This window comes from Variovorax sp. GW823-FHT04B03 (assembly GCF_058796495.1).
The window spans coordinates 164,010-188,000 of sequence record NZ_JBXAIT010000004.1 but is presented as its reverse complement, the minus strand read 5'-3'; the positions used below and the strand labels follow the sequence as shown (position 1 = coordinate 188,000).

Below are 23,991 nucleotides of genomic sequence, written 5' to 3'. Positions count from 1 at the left end.
CCTCGGGGGCGCGCGGCACCGGCGGCGATGGCACTAACATCGGCCGCTGTTCCCGCTTTCACCGCGACCTCACCCATGTCCGTCACCACCCTCCTGCTGCAGCTCGTCGTCATCCTCACCACCGCGCGCCTGTGCGGCTGGGTGCTGCGCCATGTGGGGCAGCCGAGCGTGGTGGGGGAGATGGCGGCGGGGCTGATGCTCGGGCCGGCGGTCATGGGGCTGCTGTTCCCGTCGCTGCACGCGCAGCTGTTCGCCAAGGAGTCGCTGCAGGGGCTGTCGTCGCTGGCGACGGTGGGGCTGGTGCTGTTCATGTTCGTGGTGGGCCTGGAGCTGCGGGCCACGCGCAACATGCGCGCGCAGCTGCAGGCGGCCGGCGCGGTGGGCGTGCTCAGCGTGCTGGTGCCGCTGGTGCTGGGCCTGGCGATCTCGCCGGCGCTGCATCCCACGCTCGCGCCGGCCGGCGTGGGCTTCTGGCCCTTCGCGCTGTTCATGGCGGCGGCGCTGTCGATCACGGCCTTCCCGGTGATGGCGCGCATCCTGAAAGACCGCGGCATGACGCGCACGCCCTTCGGCCAGCTCTCGCTGAGCGCGGCGGCGGTGGTCGACGTGTTCGCGTGGATCCTGCTGGCCTTCGTGGTCGCGCTGGTGGGCACCAGCGACGGCTACGCGGGCCTGATCAAGATCACGGTCGGCGTGGTGGTGATGCTCACGGTGCTGTTCCTCGGGCTGAAGCCGGCCTTTGCGTGGCTGTTGCGCGTGAAGGCGCCCGACGGCGAGCCGTCGACCACGCTGATGGCCGCGCTCATGATCGGCCTGCTGGTCACGGCGCTGCTGACCGAGTGGCTGCACCTGCACGCGGTGTTCGGCGCCTTCCTGTTCGGCGCCTGCCTGCCGCGCGACGACCGCCTGCTGCGCTCGCTGAGCGAGCGCATCGAACCCATTTCCATCGTGGTGCTGATGCCGCTGTTCTTCGCGCTCGCGGGGCTGGGCACCACGGCCAACGCGTTCTCGGGCGCCAGCCTGGGCGCGATGCTGCTGATCGTGGGCGTGGCCACCGTGGGCAAGATCGCGGGCGGCGCGGCGGGCGCGCGCATCGCCGGCTACAGCTGGCGCGACAGCCTGGCCACCGGCTCGCTCATGAATGCGCGCGGGCTGATGGAGCTCATCGTCATCAAGATCGGCCTGGACGTCGGCCTGATCGGCCCCGAGCTCTTCACGATGCTGCTGGTGATGGCGCTGGCCACCACCGCGATGACCGGGCCGCTGATGACGCTGTGCGTCGGCCGCAAGCCCAAGCCCGCCGAGACGGCGGCGCACGCCGAGCCCTGAACCCCTTCAGCCGCCGCGGCGCACGCTGAACCCGATGCGCGTCTCGCCGCCCTGGCTCGACGCGAACACCTGCCCGCCGTGCATGCGCGCGATCGCCTCGACGATCGACAGGCCCAGCCCGTGGTGCCGCGTGGAGCCGTCGCGTGCCTGGGCCGCGCGGTAGAAGCGCTCGAACAGGCGCGGCAGCGCCTCGGGGTCGATCGGCGCGCCGCGGTTGATCACGGCGATGGTGTGGTGTTCTCCGCCAGGGGCGGCCGCAATCTCGATGCGCAGCGTCGAGGCCGGCTCGGCAAAGCGGATCGCATTGCCCAGCAGGTTGAAGAGGGCGCGCCGGATCAGCCCCGCGTCCACCTCGGCCACGGCCTCGCCGTGCACTTCGGCACGCAGGCCGGCCTCGTCGAGCATGGCGTCGTAGAAGTCGATCACGTCGCGCGCCTGCTCCGCCAGGCTCACCGGGGCCATCGAGCGCGCCGAGGTGCCGCGGTCGGCCTTCGAAAGAAACAGCATGTCGGTCACGATGCCCGACAGCCGCCCCATCTCCTCGAGGTTGGAGGCCAGCACGGCCTGCAGCTCCTCGTTGCTGCGCGGGCGCGTGAGCGCCACCTCGGTGGAGCCCAGCAGGTTGGCCAGCGGCGTGCGCAGCTCGTGCGCCACGTCGGCGTTGAACGACTCCAGCTGCACGTAGGCGCGCTGCACCCGCGCCAGCAGCGCGTTGAACTGCGTGATCCAGGGCCGCAGCTCCTGCGCGAAGGCGCCGGGGTCGATCGACTGGTGGACGTGGTCGGGCGTGATGGCCGCGGTGCGCTCGGCCAGCGCCTTCAGCGGCCGCAGCCCGCGCCGCACCAGCCACATGCCGGTGAGCGACACCAGCGCCGTGCCCAGCACCACCGCGCCCAGCAGCGTCCAGGCCAGGCGCTCGAGCAGCCGGGAGTCCTGCGCGATGTTCACGCCGACCTGCACCGACAGGTCGGTGTGGAAGTCGCCGTTCTGCCAGGGCACGACGATGGCGCGCCGCAGCCAGCGGCCCTGCGGCGGAGGCGTGGACTGGAACAGCGGCTTGCCGGCGTTGGCGATCGACAGGGTCACGTCGTCCTGCATCGAGAAGAAGTCGTCGAGCTTGTGGCGCAGAAAGACGAGGTCGCCGCCTTTCTCGGCCTCCTTGAGCAGGTGCTCGACGAGCACCGTCTTCTGGTCGAGTGCGTCGCGCTGCTTGGCGCCGAAGCTCCAGGCGGTCACGAGGTAGATGGCCAGGCAAATGATGCTCAGGCCGGACAGCGTCTGCGCGGCGAACCAGAACGACAGCCGGCTCTGGATCGAATGCGGCTTCGGGCTCATGCCCAGGAGCGGTCTTCCAGGACGTAGCCCATGCCGCGAACGGTGTGCAGCAGCTTCACGTCGAAGGGGTCGTCGATCTTGCTGCGCAGGCGGCGAATGGCCACCTCGACCACGTTGGTGTCGCTGTCGAAGTTCATGTCCCACACCTGCTCGGCGAGCGTGGAGCGCGACAGGATCTGCCCGCGCCGGCGCAGCAGCACCACCAGCAGCGTGAACTCCTTGGCCGTGAGGTCCAGCCGCGTGCGGTTGCGCATGCACTTGCGGCTCACCAGGTCCAGCTCCAGGTCGGCCAGGCGCAGCACCGTGGGCTCCTGCGTCTTGCCGCGCCGCAGCAGCGCCTGCACGCGCGCCAGCAGCTCCGAGAAGGAGAAGGGCTTCACCAGGTAGTCGTCGGCGCCTTGCTGCAGGCCCTGCACGCGGTCTTCGACCTTGTCGCGCGCGGTGAGCACCAGCACGGGCACGTTCTTCGTGCGGCGAATGGCCTGCAGCACGGCAAAGCCGTCGATGCCCGGCAGCATCACGTCCAGCAGCACGAGCGCGTAGTCGCCCTCGGTGGCGAGGTAGCGGCCTTCGATGCCATCGCGGGCGATGTCGACCACGTAGCCGTTCTCTTCCAGACCCTTTTTCAGGTAATCGCCCAGTTTGGGTTCGTCTTCGATGACAAGAATTCGCATGGTACGGATCGTACCCAAGGCCTTTCGAGACGCTGGTTACGATTTAGTAATCCTATTGAAGGACAAAGCGCCGACACGCTGTCGTACAGTGGGCCGGGCCCTCGGTTCGCAGGGCTTTTCTTGGTCGGCGCGCCACGCCCCGTCGATATACTTTTGTCAACAATGCGCCGCTGGCTCCTCATTTTCCTGCTGTTTCTCCTGCCTTTCCAGTACAGCTGGGCGGTGTCGGCAGCCTATTGCCTGCACGAAGGCGATACGGGGAGCGGCCACTGGGGCCACCACGAGGACGAGCCGCGCGGCACCGACCGCACCCACGCGGGCGACGGCGCCAAGAAAGACAGCACCCGCCAGCCCAATGCGGCGGTCGGCCATTGCATCGTTGCCCACTTCGGGCAGGCCCAGCATGCGGACACCGCCGCCGCGCTGCCGGCCGAATTGCCCATCGCCTCGCAGGCGCTGCGCGCCACGACCACCGAACGCTTCGCCTCGCACATCGCCGAAGTGCCGGTGCGCCCCGACTGGTTGCTCTCCGCCTGATTCGGCGAGAGCACAGCCCCTTTTCTTTTTCTGATCTCACTCATCAGCTGAGCGCTCCTCGCCGAATTCGTCCGTCCGTTGTTTCGCAACCCAGGAGAATTCGATGCGCACGCTTTTCGTGCCGCTGGCCGTGTTGGCCTTGGCGGTACCCCCGGCCTTTTCACAGCAGACCCCGCAGGCGGCCGGTCCCTCGTCGTCCCTTTCGACACCCGCCCGCACGCTGGAGCCCGAAGGCCCGCTGACCCTGCGCGCCGCCGTCGCGCTGGCGCTGCAGGCCAACCCGGGCCTGTCGGCCGCGCGCCATGAGCAGGCCGCCGCCGATGGCGCCGTGGTGCAGGCCGGCGCCTGGCCCAACCCCACGCTGGACACGCAGCTGGAAGACCTGCGCCGCAACAACCGCACGACCACGCTGCAGCTGAGCCAGCCCCTGGAACTGGGCGGCAAGCGCGCCGCGCGCGTCACGGCGGCCGAGCGTGCGCGCGACCAGGCGGTGTCGGCGCTGTCGGCGCGGCGCGCCGAACTGCGTGCCGCGGCCGTCACCGCCTTCTTCGACGTGCTGACCGCGCAGGAGCGCCTGCGGCTCGCGCAAGACTCGGTGGGGCTCGCGCAGATCGCCACCCGCGCCGCGGCCAATCGCGTGGCGGCCGGCAAGGTGTCGCCGCTCGAGGAAACCAAGGCGCGCGTGGCCGAGGCCGGCATCCGCGTCGAACTGCTGCAGGCCGAAGGCACGCTGCGCGCGTCGCGCCAGCTGCTGTCCGCGCTGTGGGGCAACCCGTCGCCGCGCTTCACGCAGGTGGACGGCGCGGTCGACCAGCTGCCGGCCCAGGCCGCCGCGCCCGAGGTGGCGCGCCGCCTGCCCGATGCGCCCGTGCTGCGCCAGGCCCGGCTCGAGGTCGAGCGCCGCCGCGCGCTCAGCGACCTGGAGCAGGCCAAACGCATTCCCGACGTGACCGTGTCGCTCGGCGTCAAGCGCGTGCCCGCATCGGAAGGCGAGGGCGGCGAGGCCGTGAGCAGCAGCCGGCGCAACCAGGTGGTGGTGGGCCTGTCGGTGCCGCTGCCGATCTTCGACACCAACCGCGGCAACATCGCCGAAGCGCTGAGCCGCGAAGACAAGGCACGCGACGAGCTCGCCGCCGCCGAGCTGCAACTGGGCGCCGACGTGGCCCAGGCCAGCGAGCGTCTGCGCTCGGCGCGCGCCACGGCCGAGACGCTGCAGCGCGACGCACTGCCCGGCGCCGAGACCGCCTACCGCGCCGCCACCAAGGGCTTCGAGCTGGGCAAGTTCAGCTTTCTCGAGGCGCTCGACGCGCAGCGCACGCTGTTCCAGGTGCGCAACCAGTACCTCGTCGCGCTGGCCGAGGCGCACCGCGCGGCCGGCGAGCTCGACCGCCTGCTGGGCACCGAGGGCGACGACATCGCCTCGAACGCGACGCCCAACCTGACGCCGATCGCGCGCTGAAGAAGAACACCGAACCGATTCCGACCATGACCACACCACACAACCGCACATCGTCCGCCGGCCGCAAGCAGTGGATCGCCATTGCCGCCGTCCTGCTCGCCGGCCTCGTCGCCGGCGCGCTCATCCTGCGCACCGCGCCGTCCAAGCCCGAGGCGGGCGGGCACTCGGAGTCCGCCGGCCATGCCGACGGCGAGCACCACGAGGAAGACAAGGGCCACGCCAAGGGCAAGGAAGACGACCACGGCCATTCGCATGACGAAGGCCATGGCGACAAGGAACACCACGCGGAAGAAGGCAAGGATGCCGGCAAGGAGGCGGGCAAGGAAGCGCCTGCAACCGCAGAGCCGCAGAAGGCCGCCGCCAACGCCCACAAGGAAGACGAGGAAAAGATCCCCTTCACCGACGAACAGGTCAAGGCCGCCGGCATCGCGATCGACAGCGTCGGCCCGGCGCGCATCAAGACGTCGCTGCAGCTGCCTGGCGAGATCAAGTTCAATGAAGACCGCACGGCCCACGTGGTGCCGCGCGTGGCGGGCGTGGTCGACAGCGTGTCGGCCAACCTGGGCCAGGAGGTCAAGCGCGGCCAGGTGCTGGCCGTGATCTCCAGCCCCGCGCTCTCGGAGCAGCGCAGCGAGCTGCAGACCGCGCAGCGCCGGCTGGCGCTGGCACGCACCACGCACGACCGCGAGAAGAAACTGTGGGAAGAAAAGATCTCGCCGCAGCAGGACTACCTGCAGGCCGAGCAGGCCATGCAGGAGGCGCAGATCGCCGTGGCCAACGCCAACCAGAAGCTGCTGGCGCTGGGCGCCACGCCCGGCTCGTCGGCACTGGGCCGCTACGAGCTGCGCGCGCCCTTCGACGGCATGGTCGTCGAGAAGCACATCTCGCTGGGCGAATCGGTGGGCGAGGCGGTCAACGTGTTCACCATTTCCGACCTGTCGACCGTGTGGGCCGAGATCAGCGTGCCCGCCAGCAGCCTGAACCTCGTGCGCGTCGGCGAGGCCGTGACCATCCGCGCCGGTTCCTTTGAGCAGGCCGCGCGCGGCACCGTGTCGTACGTGGGCTCGCTGCTGGGGGCGCAGACGCGCACCGCCACCGCGCGCGTCACGCTCACCAACCCGCAGCGCACCTGGCGCCCGGGCCTGTTCGTGAACGTGGAGCTGGTGGCGTCGGAGGCCGATGCGCCCGTCACCGTGTCGGCCGAAGCCGTGCAGACCGTGGACGACCAGCCCACCGTGTTCCTGCGCGTGCCCGGCGGCTTTGTGCCGCAGCACGTGAAGACCGGCCGCAGCGACGGCCAGCGCATCGAGATCGTGGGCGGCCTGAAGTCCGGCGCGGCCTATGCGGCCAGCGGCAGCTTCGTCGTGAAGTCGCAGCAGGGCAAGAGCTCGGCCACGCACACCCACTGAGGACGCCCGCATGTTCGAACGCATCATCCGCTTCTCCATCGAGCAGCGCTGGCTGATCCTGCTGGCCGTGCTCGGCATGGCGGCGCTCGGCGTCTTCAGCTACCAGAAGCTGCCCATCGACGCCGTGCCCGACATCACCAACGTGCAGGTGCAGATCAACACCTCCGCGCCCGGCTACTCGCCGCTCGAAGCCGAGCAGCGCGTGACCTACCCCATCGAAACCGTCATGGCCGGCCTGCCGGGCCTGCAGCAGACGCGCTCGCTGTCGCGCTACGGCCTGTCGCAGGTCACGGTGATCTTCAAGGACGGCACCGACATCTACTTTGCGCGCCAGCTCGTGAACGAGCGTATCCAGTCGGCGCGCGAGAGCATGCCGCCCGGCGTGTCGCCGGTGATCGGGCCCATCTCGACCGGCCTGGGCGAGATCTACCTGTGGACCGTCGAGACCGAAGAGGGCGCCAAGAAGGCCGACGGCAAGCCCTACACGCCGACCGACCTGCGGGAGATTCAAGACTGGATCATCAAGCCGCAGCTGCGCAACGTGCCGGGCGTGACCGAGATCAACTCCATCGGCGGCTACGCCAAGGAGTTCCAGATCGCCCCCGACCCCGCGAAGCTCCTGGCGCACGGCCTCACGATGACCGACCTGGTCACCGCGTTGGAGCGCAACAACGCCAACGTGGGCGCGGGCTACATCGAGAAGCGCGGCGAGCAGTACCTCATTCGCGCGCCGGGGCAGGTGAAGTCGGTGGAGGACATCGGCAACGTGATCTTGGGCAACGCCGGCGGCATTCCGCTGCGCGTGTCCGACGTGGCCGAGGTCGGCATCGGCCAGGAGCTGCGCACCGGCGCCGCCACCGACAACGGCCGCGAGGTGGTGCTGGGCACGGTGTTCATGCTCATCGGCGAGAACAGCCGCACCGTCTCGCAGGCGGTCGACAAGAAGATGCAGGAGATCAACCGCACGCTGCCCTCGGGCGTGAAGGCCGTGACGGTGTACGACCGCACGGTGCTGGTCGACAAGGCCATCGCCACCGTGAAGAAGAACCTCTTCGAGGGCGCGGTGCTGGTGGTGGCGATCCTGTTCCTGTTTCTGGGCAACATCCGCGCGGCCATCATCACGGCGACGGTGATCCCGCTGTCGATGCTCTTCACCTTCACCGGCATGGTGAACCAGAAGGTCAGCGCCAACCTCATGAGTCTGAGCGCGCTGGACTTCGGCATCATCATCGACGGCGCCGTGGTGATCGTGGAGAACTGCGTGCGGCGCCTGGCGCATGCGCAGGAGAAGCATGGCAGGGCGCTCACGCGCAGCGAGCGTTTTCATGAGGTGTTCGCGGCCTCGCAGGAGGCGCGCCGGCCGCTGCTGTTCGGCCAGCTCATCATCATGATCGTGTACCTGCCGATCTTTGCGCTCACCGGCGTCGAGGGCAAGCTGTTCCACCCGATGGCGTTCACCGTGGTGATTGCGCTCTTGGGCGCAATGATCCTGTCGATCACCTTCATCCCGGCCGCCGTGGCGCTGTTCATCGGCAACAAGGTCGCCGAGAAGGAAAACCGCCTCATGCTGTGGGCCAAGCGCGGCTACGCGCCGCTGCTGTCGCGCGCGATGAATGCCAAGCCGCTGGTCATCACCACGGCGGTGGTGGCGGTGGTGCTCTCGGGCCTGCTGGCCACGCGCCTGGGCACCGAGTTCGTGCCCAGCCTGAGCGAGGGCGACTTCGCCATCCAGGCGCTGCGCATCCCGGGCACCAGCCTCACGCAGTCGGTCGAGATGCAAAAGCAGCTCGAGCGCACGCTGAAAGACAAGTTCCCCGAGATCGAGCGCGTGTTCGCGCGCACCGGCACGGCCGAGATCGCGTCCGACCCGATGCCGCCGAACATCTCCGACGGCTACATCATGCTCAAGCCCGAGAGCGAATGGCCGAAGCCGAAGCGCACGCGGCCCGAGCTGCTGGCCGCCGTGCAGGAAGAGGTCGAGAAGCTGCCGGGCAACAACTACGAGTTCTCGCAACCGATCCAGCTGCGCTTCAACGAGCTGATCTCGGGCGTGCGCAGCGACGTGGCCGTGAAGATCTTCGGCGACGACATGGACGTGCTCAACCAGACGGCCGCGCAGGTGTCGGCTGCGCTGGGCAAGGTGCCCGGCGCCGCCGAGGTGAAGGTGGAGCAGACCACCGGCCTGCCGATGCTCACCGTGAACATCGACCGCCAGAAGACCGCGCGCTACGGCCTCAACGTGGGCGACGTGCAGGACGCCATTTCGACCGCCGTGGGCGGGCGCGAGGCCGGCACGCTGTTCGACGGCGACCGCCGCTTCGACATCCTCGTGCGGCTGCCCGAGACCCTGCGCACCGACCTGGAGGCCATCCGCCGCCTGCCGATCGCGCTGCCCAAGGGTGCGGGCGGCGAGGGCCTGCGCACCAGCTTCATCCCGCTGGGCGAGGTGGCCACGCTCGACCTGGCGCCCGGCCCCAACCAGGTCAGCCGCGAAGACGGCAAGCGCCGCATCGTGGTGAGCGCCAACGTGCGCGGGCGCGACCTCGGCTCCTTCGTGGCCGAGGCCGAGGAGGCCATGCGCGCCGTGCGCATTCCGCCGGGCTACTGGACCGTGTGGGGCGGCCAGTACGAGAACCTGGCCTCGGCCACGCAGCGCCTGCAGGTGGTGGTGCCCGTGTCGCTGCTGCTGGTGTTCACGCTGCTGTTCGCGATGTTCGGCAACCTGAAGGACGGGCTGCTGGTGTTCACCGGCATTCCGTTCGCGCTCACGGGCGGCATCGTCGCGCTGTGGATGCGGGGCATTCCGCTGTCGATCTCGGCGGCCGTGGGCTTCATTGCGCTGTCGGGCGTGGCCGTGCTCAACGGGCTGGTGATGATCTCGTTCATCCGCAACCTGCGCGAGGGCGGCCTGCCGCTGGACGCGGCGATTCGCGAAGGCGCGCTCACGCGGCTGCGCCCCGTGCTCATGACCGCGCTGGTGGCCTCGCTGGGCTTCGTGCCCATGGCCATCGCCACCGGCACGGGCGCCGAAGTGCAGCGCCCGCTGGCCACCGTGGTCATCGGCGGTATCCTGTCGTCGACCGCGCTGACGCTGCTGGTGTTGCCGCTGCTGTACCGCATCGCGCACCGGCGCGATGAAGACGAGGTACAGGAAGCCAACGCAGAGCAGCAACACGGCGCACCCCTCGATCCCGCACTGCAAGGTTCCCATGGCCCATGAGCATTCACATGCCACAGCCGTTGCTGGTGGCAACGAGAAGGCGCTGCGCTGGGCGCTGGCGCTGACCTCGACCTACCTCGTCGCCGAGGTGATCGGCGGGCTGGTGTCGGGCAGCCTGGCGCTGCTGTCCGACGCGGCCCACATGGCCACCGACACCGTGGCGCTGGCCATCTCGCTGGCCGCCATCTGGCTGGGCAAGCGGCCGGCGGACAAGCGCCGCACCTTCGGCTACTACCGCTTCGAGATCCTGGCGGCCGTGGTCAACGCGGTGCTGCTGTTCTTCGTGGCGATCTACGTGCTCTACGAGGCGTACCGGCGCATCTCGCAGCCGGCCGAGATCCAGTCGACCATGATGCTGCTCGTGGCCATCGGCGGCCTGGTGGTCAACCTCATCGGCATGCGCCTGCTGGCCAGCGGCAAGGACGAGAGCCTCAACGTGAAGGGCGCCTACCTTGAAGTGTGGGCCGACATGCTGGGCTCCGTCGGCGTGATCGCGGGCGCGCTCGTCATCCGTTTCACCGGCTGGGCCTGGGTCGACTCGGTGATCGCCGTCGCCATCGGCCTGTGGGTGCTGCCGCGCACCTGGCGCCTCTTGCGCGAGAGCCTCAACGTGCTGCTCGAAGGCGTGCCCGACGAGATCGACCTGCCCGAGGTCGAGCGCGCGCTGCAGGCCCAGCCGGGCGTGGCCGGCCTGCACGACCTGCATGTGTGGGCGCTGTCCAGCGGCAAGGTGAGCCTGAGCGTGCACGTGGTGTGCACGCCCGACGTGGTCGACCTGGCACCGCTGATGCTGCAGCTGCGCGGCCTGCTGGCCGAGAAGTTCGACATCCACCACTCGACCGTGCAGGTGGAGCGTGTGCCGTGCGAGCAGGCGGGGGAGACCCATGGGTTCGGGCCTGCGGTGACGGCGGGCTGACGCGAGGGCGGGGCGCAAAAAAAACGCGACAGTCGCACGGGGCAACTGTCGCGTCGGGGGCGGCGCCGATGGGGCGCCGCGTGGCCTGTCTGCAGGCTTAGAGGATGGTCACGTGGACCTTGTCTTCGACCAGCAGTTCTGCGGTGCCGGCGAGGTTGGTGTAGACGCTGTACGTCACGCCGCCCACCGTGGTGTTGCCGCCTTGAGTCCAGCTGTCGTTGCCGCCCAGCAGGTTCACATCGCCATTGGCGCCGTTGACCAGCATCTGCACCTTGCCGTCGGCCGTGACCATGTCGCGCATGCCGCCGGCGAGCACATCGCTGGCGTGCAGTGCCAGCGTGTTGCCGCCGGTGCCCAGGTCGAACTTCTCGATGCCCTGGATCTTCAGGCCGAAGGCCGACAGGTCGATGTGCATGGCCTTGCCGTCCATGACGAGGGTGTCGATGCCCAAGCCACCTTCGACGCGCGCGAAGTCGCCGCTGTTGATGCGGATCGTGTCATCGCCTGCGCCGCCATGCACCGTGTCGCCCGTGCCGACATTCATGAAGGTGTCGTTCCCGGCGCCGCCGCTCAGACGGTCCGCGAAGCCGAGCTTGGCGATGATCGTGTCGTCGCCTGCGCTATAGCCTTGGGTCGAATTATTCAGGACCTCGCCGTCATGAATCGGATTTGCACGCACCTCCGAGTTCGCAAGTGATTGCGATTCGACTGCCTCATCCAATTCTTGATCAGCGGTAAATTGCGAGCTTCCCGGAAATACAGCTGCGATCGATATATTGTCGATTTCAATATAGTCCCATTGATATCCGCCGCCAGCCGCCCCGGGCGTAATGACAAAAGAACTGAAAAGCAATCCATTAGGCATATTGAACTCGTGATACTCGCCTTCCCCATGGGATTGGAATCTCGTGCCGTATATCAAATTCCCAAGCTTGTCGTGGAATTTTATTGTCGGCCCCAGGGGGTCTTGATTGTCACCCATCCAAAATTTGATGGCGGAAGCTTGAACTCCATTGTTCAATTTTGCTTCAGCGGAGCCGCCAGATAATCCCCAGACATGGCTTTGATTGGTTTGCGTCTGATTTGCACTGACAATTCCTGTCATGCTCCAGTAAGTTGCATCGCTCAGTTGGGTGATTTTAAAAACTCCGGAGTCGAGTGAATCTCCGGTTTTTTGGAAAGTCTGCTTTGAATCGGAGTTGAAATCTTCGAAAAGATCAAAAACTGCCACGTCGAAAGTAAAAGTGCTGGATGGCAAGCTGATGTTGCCTGCAACATCAATGGATTTGGCGCTGATGCTGTGCTTGCCGTTGCTCAGGCTCTCGCTTGGCGTAAAGTTCCAGTCACCTGAGGCTCTAGCCTTCACGCGACCGATCTCGGCAACGCCGTCATAGATCACCACGGTACTCCCCGCTTCGGCCTTCCCCTTGAAGTCGGGCTTGTTGTCATCGGTACTCCCGCCGTTGGCCACATTGCCCATCGTGCCCACGTCGTCGTACACCGACACGATGGTCGGTGCTGCCGGCGGCAATGTGTCCACGGTCAGTTCGAATACTGCGGTGTGGGCGCTTTCGTTGCCACCCTCCGGCGTCAAGGTAGCGCTCAGGCTGTGCAGCCCTTCACTCAGAGGCGTGCCCGGCGTGAGGCTCCAGTGACCCTTGGCGTCGGCCACGGTCGAACCCAGCAGTGTGCTGCCGTCGTACACCTTCACGGTGCCGCCCGCGGCGGCCTTGCCATTCAGCGTCGGGGTGGTGTCGTCGGTGACGCCACCCTTGTCGATGGCGCCGGTGAACGCGCCTACGTCGTCCATCACGCGGTCGATGGTGATCTGCAGCGTGACCGTCACGCCTTGCTGTACCAGCACGTCGGCCTTGAAGCCCGAGTGCTGGTAGACCTCGTAGACCACGCCGTCGATGGTCACGTTGGCGCCCTGCGACCAGTCGCCCGGGTCGGTGCCGTTGGGCAGGAGGTCGAGCAGCGACACGGCGTCGCCGGCATTGCCCTTGACCATCATCTGCACGCGGCCGTTGGCCACGAACTGGTCCATGGCGCCGTTTTCCATCACGTCGCCCAGCGACAGGTTGAGCGTGTTGTTGCCCGTGCCGGTGATGTCGATGACTTCGACCGAGCTGACCTTGTGGCCGAGCGCGGTCAGGTCGAGCACCTGGTTGGCGCCGGTCAGCTTGAGCGTGTCGAGGCCACTGTTGCCGGAGATGGCCGAGTCGGCCAGGTGTCTGACGTCGGTCACGGTGAACTCGTTGTTGTCCGAGCCACCGTGCAGGGTGCCTGCCGATGCGTCGGTCAGGGTCTGTTGCTGCGGCGAATTCGAAGAGCCCCCGTTGTCGCTCCACTTCAAGCCGCCGATCAGGATGGCATCGCTGGCGCCACTGTCCAGGCAATAGACCTTGATGTAGGCAATTGGCGTTTCCGAAACAAAGTCGATCCGCTTCATGACGACCGAGCCCGGGTCGTAGACCATGTTCTGCGTGTTCAGCAGGACACCGGCCGCCGAATAGAACTCCACCTTGCCGTAAGGGGCGACGTGCGTGTTCGTGTATTCGATGCCGGCCGACTTGGACGGGGCGGGGAGTTCGAATTTCGCGATCCCCTTGTTCGACAGATACATCCGGGAATCGCTGAAGTTCTCTACGTAGCCTTGCAGCATCTCGATGGCAACGCCGGAGGCATTCGTGTGCGTCGACCCTGCAACGACCTTCGGCGAATTCTTCAGGTCGTCCGTTCCCTGGAAGGGCGGCGACAGGTAGAGCGAGAGATTGCCGGCGTCATCCGAAATGGCGGCTGCGACGTGACCTGCATCCACAGCCTTGACCCCGGGAATGAGGGCCTTGCCCGCCGCGATGTCGGCGGCGGTCAGGGTGTAGTCGAAATGGTCTCCTCGCACGACGAGGCTGATCTTGTGACCCACGGCCACGTTCGCTGAATTGAACTGGACCTCCACGCCGGCATCGGTCACGACGACCTTGGTGGGCGCTCCCGGCGCGCTGGTGTCCAGTGCCATGGCCTGCGATTCCACCGGGCCCAGGTTGCCTGCGGCATCCACCACGCGCGTCTGCACGGTCCAGTCGCCCGTATGGCTGTTGCCGTCCTGCGCGCTCCATTGGTCACCGGCCACGAAGGCGGTCGTCCAGGTGGTGCCGCCATCGGTCGACACCTGCAGCGTCTCGCCCGCGCCCAGAGTGGCCGACAGCTTGCCCTGCAGCAGGCGTCCGGCGCTGCCGTCGTTGGTCAGGTAGTCGTCGGCGTCGAAGCCGCTGTCCTTGCCGATGTCGGTGACCGTGCCGGTCTGCGTCGGGGCGGTGGTGTCCACCACGAAGTTCCAGGCGCTGCTGGCCTCGCTGGTCTGGCCCACGGGGCTGGTGGACGTGGCGGTGATGCCGTGTGGGCCATCGGGCAGATCGATCTGGGGCGTGAAGCTCCACTTGCCGCTCTCGTCGGCCACGGCCTTGCCCAGGTAGGTCGAGCCGTCGTAGAACTTGACCGTGTGGTTGGCCGGCGCCGTGCCCGCAAGCGTCGGCCGCGCGTCGTTGGTGGCCTCGCCTTGCTGCAGCATGTGCGGCTCGCCCACGTCGTCGAACACGCTGTCAATGACAGGCGCGTTCGGCTTGTCGGTGTTGACGGTCACCTTGTAGCGCCCGGTCGGCATCGTTTCGTTGCCGGCGGCGTCGCGCTCCACGAGCATGAAGGTGTTCAGGCCTGCGGCCAGCGGGGTGTCGACCTGGAAGGTCCACTGGCCGTTTTCGCCGATGGTGGCCAGGCCCAGCTCGTGGGTGCCGGTGGCGTCTTTCACCATCACGGTGACGGTGTGGCCGGGCGTGCCGTTGCTGATGCCGCTGAGCAGCGGGCGCGTTTCATCGGTGGTGCCGCCCGAGATCACGTTGCCGGTGACCCCGCCCACGTTGTCCGTGAAGCCGCTGACGTTCAGCCGGCTGGCGTCGGGCGGGGTGACGTCGATCTCGAAGTTGAACGCGGGGGAGGGCGCACTCTCGTTGCCATTGGTGTCGAGCGCGGCGACCGTGATGGCATGAAGGCCCTGCAGCAGGTCGGTCGACGGTGTGAAGGTCCACGTGCCGTCTTCGCTGACTTCGGTGGTTCCGATCTCGTTGCCGTTGTCGCGGATGACGATGGTGTCGCCCGGCGTGCCCTGGCCATGGAAGCCGGGCTGGCGGTCGTCGGTCATACCGCCGGGGGCGATGGAGTTCTGGATGTCGCCGGCGTCGTCGAGGGCGCCGCTCACGATGGCGGGAGGGGCTGCGAAGGTGGTGCTCGGGTGGTCGATGGCGACCTGAATTTTCTCGGAGGGCATGGAATTTCTCTGTTCTGAAAAGGAAAGAAAAGACCGCATCGGCGCGCAAATGAACGCAGCGCAATCAAACGGTCTGGGGGAATGGAGCACTCTAGGAAGAACGGCCCTGCGGGACCATCGGACGAGTCCGAAACCTAAGCGCGAAGGAATAAGTCGGAGCTCAAAGCGCGCACAAAGTCGTGCGGGAAGGCACAACACGGCGTGGTGGCTCACAACTGGGCATCGCGACGCAGCAGAAACAAAAAACGCGACAGTCGCTGATGGCGGCTGTCGCGTTGTCGGCTGCACCGGCGCGGGTTGCGCCGGTGAGTGCGGTGGCTTACATGAGGGTCACGTGGACCTTGTCCTCGACCAGCAGCTCGGCGGTGCCGGCGAGGTTGGTGTAGACGCTGTAGGTCACGCCGCCGACGGCGGTGTTGCCGCCCTGGCTCCAGCCATCGTCACCCGCGCTGCCGCCCAGCAGGTTCACATCGCCATTGGCACCGTTGACCAGCATCTGCACCTTGCCGTCGGCCGTGACCATGTCGCGCATGCCGCCGGCCAGCAGGTCGCTGGTGTGTAGCGCCAGCGTGTTGCCGCCCGCACCCAGGTCGAACTTCTCGAAGCCTTGCAGCTTCAGGCCGAAGGCGGCCAGGTCGATGCGCATGGCGGTGCCGTCCATGACGAGGGTGTCGATGCCCAGACCGCCATCGACGCGCTCGAAGTCGCCGCTGAGCACGTGGATGACGTCGTTGCCCGCGCCGCCATGCACCGTGTCGCCCGTGCCGACCTTCGTGAGGGTGTCGTTGCCGGCACCGCCTTCGAGACGGTCGGCAAAGCCGAGCCTGGCGATGAGCGTGTCGTCGCCTTGGGTCCAGGCCTGCGTCGCGTGGTCGAGTGCATCGTCCGATACGAGGTCGAGGCTGAAGGCCTTGAGCGCGACGTTGCTGAGCTTGACGGTCACGCCTTGCCCGCGTCGCCGTTCAGCACGGCTGCGCTGTCGGCCGTGAGCGTGAACACGCCCGTCGTGGCGACCTTGCCGCTGCTGGAGATCTGGATGTTGTCGATCCACAGCTGGTCGTTGCCCCGCTGACCCGCGTTGTAGTAGGTGACGATCTCGAACCTGGAGAACGACTTGCCGGTCGACGCGACGTCGATGTTGATGGTGCCGTTCAGGGGCGCCATGCTGGCGCTGTGCAGCAGGCTGCCATGCGGTTTCTGTGCTCTCAATAAGAAGTCGACCGGATCGGCGTGCCTGTGCACGTTGTTCGATCCACGGTCTGGGGGATCGGGCACTCTAGGGAGAAGGGGCGCGCAAGGCCACCTGCAGGGTCTCGCCGGCCGCCAGCGATGCGCTCAGGCGGCCCGTCATCAGGCGCCCCGCGCTGCCGTCGTTGGTGGCGTGGTCGTCGGCGTTCATGCCGCTGTCCTTGCCGATGCCCGAGACGGTGGGGGTCTGCGTGGGCGCCAGGGTGTCCACCTCGAAGTGCCAGGCGCTGCTCGCGTCGCCGGTCTGGCCCACCGGGCCGGTGGCCGTGGCGGTGATGTGGTGCGCACCCTCGCTCAGGTTGTCCTTGGGCGTGAACGCCCAGGTGCCGTCGGCGCCGGTCTGGGTGGTGCCCAGGACGGTGGTGCCGTCGTGGAACGTCACGGTATGGCCGGGCTGGGCCGTGCCGTGCAGGGTCGGCCGGGCGTCGTTGGTGACCTCGCCGGGCGCCAGCATGTGGGGCACGCCCACGTCGTCGTAGACGTGCTCGATCACCGGGGGCGTCGGCTTGCTGGTGTCGATGGTCACCTGGTAGCGCCCCGTCGGCGCCGTCTCGTTGCCCGCCGCGTCTTTCTCCACGAGCGTGAAGGTGTTCAGGCCCGCGGCCAGCGGCGCCATGACCTGCAGCGACCACTGGCCGTTGTCGCCGACGACGGCTTCGCCCAGCGCATGGGTGCCGGTGCTGTCCCTGACCATCACCGTGACGGTGTGGCCGGGCTGGCCGGTGCTCGTGCCGGTGAGCAGCGGGCGCGTGTCGTCGGTGGTCTTGCCGGCGGCCACGTTGCCGGTGATGCCGCCTGCGGTGTCGAGGACGCCGGTGATGGACAGCTTGCTGGCGTTGGGTGGCGTGACGTCGATCTCGAAACTGAACGGGCCCGAAGGTTCGCTCTCGTCGCCGGCGGGGTCGCGCGCCACGATGGTGATGGCGTGGTGGCCTTCATTCATGTCGGTCGACGGCGTGAAGGCCCATTGGCCGTCTTCGTCCACGACGGTCTGGCCGATCTCGACGCCGTGGTTCCTGATGAGGATGGTGTCGCCCGGTGTGCCTTGGCCCTGGAACTCGGGTTGACGGTCGTCCGTGACGCCGCCGGCGGCGAGGGTGCCCATGATGTCGCCCGCGTCGTCGATGACGCTGTCCATGGTGGGCGGCTGTGGCGCGAAGGGCCGTGCGCTTGCTGTCTGATCGATGCTCGGGCTGTTGTCGACGAAGACGTTTGCCTTGTTGGATGCCATGCAGTTCCTGTGCTCTGAAAGGGGAAGAAAGATCGGATCGGGCAGCGAATTCACGCTGTTCGATCCGGCGGCCCGGGCGTCAGGAACTCTAGGAAGAACAGGGGAGCGGAACCATCGGACGGGTCCGATAAAAGCCGGGGCGAGCGATGCGCACGCGAGCGCGCCCCTCGCGCATCGGCGAAGCGGCAGGTCTTTGGTGGTGAATGCCGCCGCGCGAGAACCGGCGGCGGCAGGCAGGCTCGAGGGGCGTGCTGCGCCTCAGCGCGCGGCGCGGATCGCCGACTTGGGCCGGAAGGCCTTGCAGACCGTGTCGTCGGTCTCGAGGTAGGGCCCGCCGATCAGGTCGATGCAGTAGGGCACGGCGGCGAAGATGCCGGGCACGATCTGTGTGCCGTCGGCGTCCTTCAGCCCTTCGAGCGTCTCGGCGATCGACTTGGGCTGGCCCGGCAGGTTGATGATCAGGCTCTGGTCGCGGATGACCGCCACCTGCCGCGAGAGGATGGCGGTCGGCACGAAGCGCAGGCTGATCTGGCGCATCTGTTCGCCGAAGCCGGGCATTTCCTTGTGGGCCACCGCCAGCGTGGCCTCGGGCGTGACGTCGCGCAGCGCGGGGCCGGTGCCGCCGGTGGTGAGCACCAGCGAGCAGCCGGCGTCGACCAGCTCGACGAGCGTGGCGCTGATGCGCGCAGTCTCGTCGGGGATCAGGCGGGCTTCGAATTCGAGGGGGTTCTTCAGCGCGCGGCCCAGCCAGTCCTTGAGCGCGGGCAGGCCCTTGTCCTCGTAGGTGCCGCTGGAGGCGCGGTCGCTGATGGAGACGATGCCGATGCGCACCGAATCGAAGCCGCCGTCGCTCATGCGTCTTCTTCCCGGTCTTGCGCCGCAGCCGCTTCGGCGTGATCGTCGCCGCCATGCACCGCGAGTTGCGCGCGCACGAGCTGGAAGATCTCGCGGTAGGCCTTGCCCTGGCGCGGTGCTTCGCCGGCGGGGCCGGACTTCAGGTCCTTGCGGGCCTGGCGCACGAGGGCGCGCAGCTGCTGGGAGTCGGTGGCGGGGTGGGTTTCGATCCAACCGCCGAGGGCGTCGTCGTCGGCAATCAGGCGTTCGCGCCAGCGTTCAGCCTCGTGCAGCGCGGCGGCTTCGGCGGCCGGCACGGTGTTCTGCTCGGTCAGCGCCTGCTTCACGGCCTCGAGCACCTCGGGGTCGAGGGCGCGCATGAGCTTGCCGATGAACTGCATCTGGCGGCGCTTGCCCTCGAAATTGGTGATGCGTTTCGCCTCGGCGATGGCGTCGACCAGTTTCTCGCTCAGCGGGAGGGCGTCGAACAGGCCGGCACGCAGGGTGAGCAATTCTTCGCCCAGTTTCTGCAGTTCGGCGCTCTCGCGCTTGAGTTCGGTGCGGCTGGCTTCGTCGGTGCCGCCCTTGAGCTCGCGCTTGAGCTCCAGGTCGAGTTCGCTGCCTTCGGCAACGAAGTGGCCACGGACGAAATAGCCTTTTTTTGGTTTGCGGGACATGGGGTGGATTCTGGGCCGCGCCGTGCGGCGCTGCAACGCGCACAGGGGGCGCGGAAGGGAAAACGTGAAACAGGGGGCGCAAGTATCATAGCCACCACATGACGACATCCTCCTCGCGCGCCGATTCCGGCTTCGCCTACAGCCGCTCCTTCTTCGAAAACCTGGTCGATTCGGCCCTGGCCCACGCCAAAAAGCTCGGGGCCACCGACGCCGGCGCCGAGGCCTCCGAGGGCTGCGGCCTGAGCGTCTCGGTGCGCAAGGGCGAACTCGAGAACGTCGAGCGCAACCGCGACAAGTCGCTGGGCATCACGGTCTACGTGGGCCACCGCCGCGGCAACGCCAGCACCTCCGACTTTTCCGAGGCGGCCATCGCCCGCACGGTGCAGGCGGCCTACGACATCGCCCGCTTCACGGCCGAAGACCCGGTGAGCGGCCTGCCCGACGAGGAAGACATCGCCAAGGTGCAGCCCGAGCTCGACCTGTTCCACCCCTGGGACGTGACGAGCGAGCAGGCCGCCAAGCTGGCGCTGGAATGCGAGGCGGCGGCGCTGTCGACCGACAAGCGCATCACCAACAGCGAAGGCGCCGGCGTCTCGGCGCAGCAGAGCCACTTCTTCAGCGCCCACACGCACGGTTTTCGCGGCGGTTACGCCAGCTCGCGGCACTCGATTTCGGTGGCCCCCATCGCCGGCAAGGGCGACGACATGCAGCGCGACGCCTGGTACAGCTCGATGCGCTCGGCCGACGAACTGGCCAGCCCGCAGGCCGTGGGCCGCTACGCCGCCGAGCGCGCGCTCAGCCGCCTGAAGTCGCGCAAGATCAAGACCACCGAATGCCCGGTGCTGTTCGAGTCGCCGCTGGCCGTGGGCCTGCTGGGCGGGCTGGTGCAGGCCGTGAGCGGCGGGGCGCTGTACCGCAAGAGCACCTTCCTGCTCGACTCGCTGGGCAAGCCGGTGCTGCCCAAGCACGTCGACGTGGCCGAAGACCCGCACGTGCTGCGCGGCAAGGGCAGCTCGCCCTTCGACGACGAAGGCGTGATCACCCGCGCCCGCAAGGTGGTCGATGCCGGCCGCCTCGAAGGCTACTTTCTGTCGACCTACTCGGCGCGCAAGCTGGGCATGAAGACCACCGGCAACGCTGGCGGCTCGCACAACCTGACGCTGAGTTCGCGCCTCACGAAGCACGGCGACGACCTGGACGCCATGCTCGCCAAGCTCGGCACCGGCCTGTTCGTGATCGAGTTGATGGGGCAGGGCGTCAACTACGTGACGGGCGACTATTCGCGCGGCGCCAGCGGTTTCTGGGTGGAAAACGGCCGCATCGCCTATCCGGTGCAGGAAATCACGATTGCCGGCAATTTGCGTCAGATGTTGATGGGAATTGAAGCGATTGGCGCAGATGCTTACACTTTCGGCGCAAAAACCACGGGGTCGATCCTGGTCAACCGCATGAAGGTGGCGGGCGCCTGACAGGCCCTGCCGCTCGCAACGGCGCTGGCTCGACGACCCCTCCATTCAAGGACAGGGGGACAGGACATGAGCAAACACAGCGCCGTACGCAAGCCGGCCCTCGAACACGAACTCTTGCGTGACCCGCGCCTGGGCTTCGAGCCGGCGGGCAGCAGTTCGGTGCGCTGCCTGCAGCACGGCGTGCCCTGGCCCTTCGACTGCTGGCACTACCACGACGAGTACGAGCTGCAGTGCATCAACCGCACCAGCGGCGACGCCTTCGTCGGCAACCACATCGGCCGCTTCGAACCCGGCTATGTCGCCCTGGTGGGCGCGCGGCTGCCCCACACCTGGATCTCGCACGACGTGCCGCCCGAGGGCGTGGCCGACCGCAGCATGGTGATCCATTTCCGCGACGCGCCCCTGCGCCAGGGCGTCGACCTGTTTCCCGAGCTGGAGACGGTGCTGCCGATGCTCGACCGCGCCAAGCTGGGCATCGAGTTCTTCGGCATCGGCGACCTCGTGCGCGAGCGCTTCGTGCGCGTGCAGAAGCAAAAGGGCATGGCCCGGCTGTCGGAGTTCATCGGCCTGCTGCACGAGCTCGCGAGCTGGAGCGACTGGCGCCAGATCTCGAGCAACGCCGACCCGAGCGACGAGGACCCCACGGCCAACACCCGCATGCGCCGTGTGCTCGACTACCTGCATGCGCACCTGGCCGAAGAGCTTTCGCTGCCCACCGTGTGCGGCGTCGCCAACATGGCCGAGAGCAGCTTCTCGCGCTACTTCCACAAGCACATGGGCAGCACCTTCACCGACTTCGTCACGCGGCTGCGCATCACCAAGGCCTGCGAGATGCTGCAGGTGTCCGACCGGCTGGTGAGCGACATCTGCTACGAGGTCGGCTTCTCGAACCTCGCGAACTTCAACCGTCGCTTCCTGCAGCTCAAGGGCATGACGCCCTCGGCCTACCGGCAGCAGGCGCAGGAGCGTTTCGGCCTGCGCAGCGCGCAGCACACGCCACTCGCTGCCTGATTGCCGACTGATACGCACTTGCCTCTCGGGCTAAACCCCGAGACGGCTTGGCAGCAAAGTATCAGGCGCCCGGTGGGCATGTAGGAGGCCCTTCGGATCGGCCTCCTAACCTTCGTCTCGTTGCATTTGCCGGCATTTCGCCGGCAATTTGCACGAACAACGAAGGAGACAAGCATGCCGATTCCGCATCCCCACCGTCTGGCCGGCCTCGCGCTCGCGCTGGCCACGCTGGCGCCCGCCGCGCTGGCGCAGGTCTGCAAGGAGGACGTGCGCGTCCTGTCGCAGCCGCGCGAAGGCCTGACGTTGCTCGAGAAATCCAAGGACGAGTTCAAGCGCCTGAGTGGTGCCTCGTTCAGCATCGACAACCTCAATGAGAACGACCGCCGTGCCAAGTCGCGCGCCGATGCGTCCACGGTCGGCAAGTACCACGTGTACTACGTCGACGAGGCCAACGTGGCGCAGTTCGTCCAGTCGAAGTGGATCGTGCCGCTCACGCCGTACTACCCGGCCAGCTACGACTACGCCGACTTCGACGCCGGCCGCCAGAAGGTCGCGACCTTCGCCGGCCAGGCCTGGTTCGCGCCCCTCACCGGCGGCGGCGACCTCATGGTCTACCGCAAGGACCTGCTCGAGAAGGCGGGCATCAAGCCGCCGGCCACGCTCGACGAGTTCGTGGCGGCCGTGAAGAAGCTCAACGACCCGGCCAACGGCGTCTACGGCGTGGCGCTGCGCGGGCAGCGCGGCTCGGGTGCCAACGTGTGGCGCTGGATGCCGTTCTTCCGCGGCTACGGCGGCCAGTGGTTCGACGGCGACAAGCCGGTCTTCAACTCGCCCGCCGCCGTGAAGGCGACCCAGACCTACCTGGATCTCTTCAAGTACTCCGCGCCCGGCACCAAGACGGGCGGATGGGACGAGTCCACCGGCGCCTTCCTGGCCGGCAAGGTCGCGATCCTGGTCGAGTCGACGCCGCTGGCGGGCAACGCGCTCGACCCGAAGATGTCGACCGTGGTCGGCAAGATCGCCTACGCCGTGCCGCCCGCGCCGCTCACCGGCGGCGGCTACGGCCACGGCCTGGCCATCGGCGCGCGCGCCAACAAGACCGAAGAGGCCAAGAAGTGCGCGGGCCTGTTCATCGCCTGGGCCACGTCCAAGGAGAACGAGCAGCGCCGCCTGGCGCAAGGCCAGTTCGGCGAACTCAACCGCACCAGCGTGCTCGGCAGCCCCGAGTTCGCCAAACGCTACGGCGCCGACCTGGGCAAGGCGCTGGCCGACACCGGCAAGGTCACGGCCGTGAACTTCTGGCAAGACCCGGCCTGGCCCGACCTGGGCGACCGCTGGGGGATCATTCTGGAAGAGCTGATCACCGGCTCGCGCACCGACATCCAGGGCGGGCTCGACGAACTCGACGCCTACGCCAAGCAGCTGATCGCGCGTCGCAAGAAGTGAGCATGCGTTCCCACACCACACGGCTGCCGGCCGTGTTCATCGGGCCGGGGCTGCTCGTGCTGGCGGTCCTGGCACTGGTGCCGACGGTGTTCGCCATCGCCATCTCGCTGCAGGACCGCGAACTGGGCCAGGCCGACACCGGCTGGGTCTGGTTCAGCAACTACGTGCAGCTGTTCTCCGACCGGCGCTTCCTGAACTCGGTGCGCGTGTCGCTGGTGTGGGAGGTGCTGACCGTCAGCGCCACCATGGCCCTGGCCGTGCTCATGGGCACGCTGATGCACCGCTGCGCCACGCCGCGCTGGCGCCAGGTGCTGTCGATGCTGTTCATCGTGCCGGTGCTGCTGCCGCGCGTGTCGGCGGCCTTCGTCTGGAAGTTCGCCTTCCATCCGCTGTTCGGCCTCATCACCTGGCCGTACAAGGCGATCACCGGCGAGCCGCTCGACCTGTTCGCCGACCCGGTGCTCGCGCTGCTCACGGTGGCCTTCGTCGACGTGTGGCAGTGGGGGCTGTTCTTCGGCGTCATCGTGCTGAAGCTGCTCGAAACCCTGCCGCCACAGCCCTTCGAGGCCGCGCGGCTGGACCACGCGAAGACCTGGGAGGTGTATGCCTACGTGGCGCTGCCGATGCTGAAGGCGCCGCTCATCAGCCTGGCCTTCGTGAAGATGGTGGAGTCGTTGCGCGCCTTCGACCTCATCTACGTGATGACGCGCGGCGGCCCCGGCATCTCGACCGAGACGCTCGACATGTACGCCTTCTCGCAGGGCTTCATCGAGTCGGGCCGCATCTCGTACGCGTCGAGCATGGCGGTGCTGATGATGGTCGCCTCGACGGTCGCGTTCACCTACATCTGGAAATGGACCAAACCGTCATGA

General features: G+C 67.6%; 18 protein-coding genes. 10 read left to right on the top strand and 8 right to left on the bottom strand.

Going from position 1 to position 23,991, the window contains the following annotated elements; all coding sequences use genetic code 11:
• The first annotated feature begins 75 nt into the window (after nt 1-75).
• Nucleotides 76-1,329, top strand: a complete 1,254-nt coding sequence (locus AC1RAD_RS18210) for a cation:proton antiporter (RefSeq protein ID WP_070063158.1) — start codon at nt 76-78, stop codon at nt 1,327-1,329.
• 6 nt (nt 1,330-1,335) lie between these two features.
• Here the strand turns inward: AC1RAD_RS18210 and AC1RAD_RS18205 are convergent, their stop codons facing one another.
• Entirely contained in the window at nt 1,336-2,664 is a 1,329-nt protein-coding gene (locus AC1RAD_RS18205) for a heavy metal sensor histidine kinase (protein WP_492727764.1), read from the bottom strand.
• Nucleotides 2,661-3,338 (bottom strand): heavy metal response regulator transcription factor, encoded by a 678-nt coding sequence (locus AC1RAD_RS18200; protein WP_062481258.1) that lies wholly within the window; start codon nt 3,336-3,338, stop codon nt 2,661-2,663. The genes AC1RAD_RS18205 and AC1RAD_RS18200 overlap by 4 nt, the downstream gene beginning before the upstream one ends.
• A 162-nt stretch (nt 3,339-3,500) precedes the next feature.
• Between AC1RAD_RS18200 and AC1RAD_RS18195 the strand changes: the two genes are divergently transcribed.
• From AC1RAD_RS18195 to AC1RAD_RS18175, 5 genes are all read left to right on the top strand, one after another.
• Nucleotides 3,501-3,875 (top strand): hypothetical protein, encoded by a 375-nt coding sequence (locus AC1RAD_RS18195; protein ID WP_492736408.1) that lies wholly within the window; start codon nt 3,501-3,503, stop codon nt 3,873-3,875.
• A 103-nt stretch (nt 3,876-3,978) separates the two neighbouring features.
• Nucleotides 3,979-5,334, top strand: a complete 1,356-nt coding sequence (locus AC1RAD_RS18190) for a TolC family protein (RefSeq protein WP_492736406.1) — start codon at nt 3,979-3,981, stop codon at nt 5,332-5,334.
• 26 nt (nt 5,335-5,360) lie between these two features.
• Entirely contained in the window at nt 5,361-6,743 is a 1,383-nt protein-coding gene (locus tag AC1RAD_RS18185; protein WP_492736404.1) for an efflux RND transporter periplasmic adaptor subunit, read from the top strand.
• A 10-nt stretch (nt 6,744-6,753) separates the two neighbouring features.
• Complete coding sequence (locus AC1RAD_RS18180) at nt 6,754-9,963, top strand: CusA/CzcA family heavy metal efflux RND transporter (protein WP_492736402.1); 3,210 nt, start codon at nt 6,754-6,756, stop codon at nt 9,961-9,963.
• A complete protein-coding gene (locus AC1RAD_RS18175; RefSeq protein WP_492736400.1) occupies nt 9,953-10,879 on the top strand; it encodes a cation diffusion facilitator family transporter in 927 nt (308 codons plus the stop codon). Before AC1RAD_RS18180 ends, AC1RAD_RS18175 begins: the two co-directional genes overlap by 11 nt.
• Before the next feature lie 97 nt (nt 10,880-10,976).
• On the opposite strand, the gene AC1RAD_RS18170 is transcribed toward AC1RAD_RS18175, so the two are convergent.
• The 6 genes from AC1RAD_RS18170 to yjgA form a co-directional block, all read right to left on the bottom strand.
• A complete protein-coding gene (locus AC1RAD_RS18170; RefSeq protein WP_492736398.1) occupies nt 10,977-15,203 on the bottom strand; it encodes an Ig-like domain-containing protein in 4,227 nt (1,408 codons plus the stop codon).
• Between the two features lie 319 nt (nt 15,204-15,522).
• Nucleotides 15,523-16,146: a hypothetical protein gene (locus AC1RAD_RS18165; protein ID WP_492736396.1), complete on the bottom strand. Its 624-nt coding sequence runs from the start codon at nt 16,144-16,146 to the stop codon at nt 15,523-15,525.
• Entirely contained in the window at nt 16,143-16,445 is a 303-nt protein-coding gene (locus AC1RAD_RS18160; RefSeq protein ID WP_492736394.1) for a hypothetical protein, read from the bottom strand. The genes AC1RAD_RS18165 and AC1RAD_RS18160 overlap by 4 nt, the downstream gene beginning before the upstream one ends.
• Before the next feature lie 34 nt (nt 16,446-16,479).
• Nucleotides 16,480-17,682 carry an Ig-like domain-containing protein gene (locus tag AC1RAD_RS18155; RefSeq protein ID WP_492736392.1) on the bottom strand — a complete coding sequence of 401 codons (1,203 nt, stop codon included), beginning with the start codon at nt 17,680-17,682 and terminating at the stop codon, nt 16,480-16,482.
• Nucleotides 17,683-17,940: 258 nt separating this feature from the next.
• Nucleotides 17,941-18,537: a molybdopterin adenylyltransferase gene (gene mog, locus AC1RAD_RS18150; RefSeq protein WP_492736390.1), complete on the bottom strand. Its 597-nt coding sequence runs from the start codon at nt 18,535-18,537 to the stop codon at nt 17,941-17,943.
• The gene (yjgA, locus tag AC1RAD_RS18145; RefSeq protein ID WP_062476481.1) at nt 18,534-19,193 is read right to left on the bottom strand and encodes a ribosome biogenesis factor YjgA; all 660 of its coding nucleotides are present in this window, start codon (nt 19,191-19,193) and stop codon (nt 18,534-18,536) included. Before yjgA ends, mog begins: the two co-directional genes overlap by 4 nt.
• A gap of 98 nt (nt 19,194-19,291) precedes the next feature.
• Between yjgA and pmbA the strand changes: the two genes are divergently transcribed.
• The 4 genes from pmbA to AC1RAD_RS18125 all read left to right on the top strand — a co-directional run bounded on the left by pmbA (nt 19,292) and on the right by AC1RAD_RS18125 (nt 23,991).
• Complete coding sequence (pmbA, locus tag AC1RAD_RS18140) at nt 19,292-20,662, top strand: metalloprotease PmbA (RefSeq protein ID WP_062476484.1); 1,371 nt, start codon at nt 19,292-19,294, stop codon at nt 20,660-20,662.
• Between the two features lie 66 nt (nt 20,663-20,728).
• The gene (locus AC1RAD_RS18135; protein ID WP_062476487.1) at nt 20,729-21,673 is read left to right on the top strand and encodes a helix-turn-helix domain-containing protein; all 945 of its coding nucleotides are present in this window, start codon (nt 20,729-20,731) and stop codon (nt 21,671-21,673) included.
• A gap of 174 nt (nt 21,674-21,847) precedes the next feature.
• The gene (locus AC1RAD_RS18130; protein ID WP_159271005.1) at nt 21,848-23,119 is read left to right on the top strand and encodes an ABC transporter substrate-binding protein; all 1,272 of its coding nucleotides are present in this window, start codon (nt 21,848-21,850) and stop codon (nt 23,117-23,119) included.
• Nucleotides 23,120-23,121: 2 nt separating this feature from the next.
• On the top strand, nt 23,122-23,991 hold the full coding sequence (locus AC1RAD_RS18125; RefSeq protein WP_159276062.1) for a carbohydrate ABC transporter permease: 870 nt from the start codon (nt 23,122-23,124) through the stop codon (nt 23,989-23,991).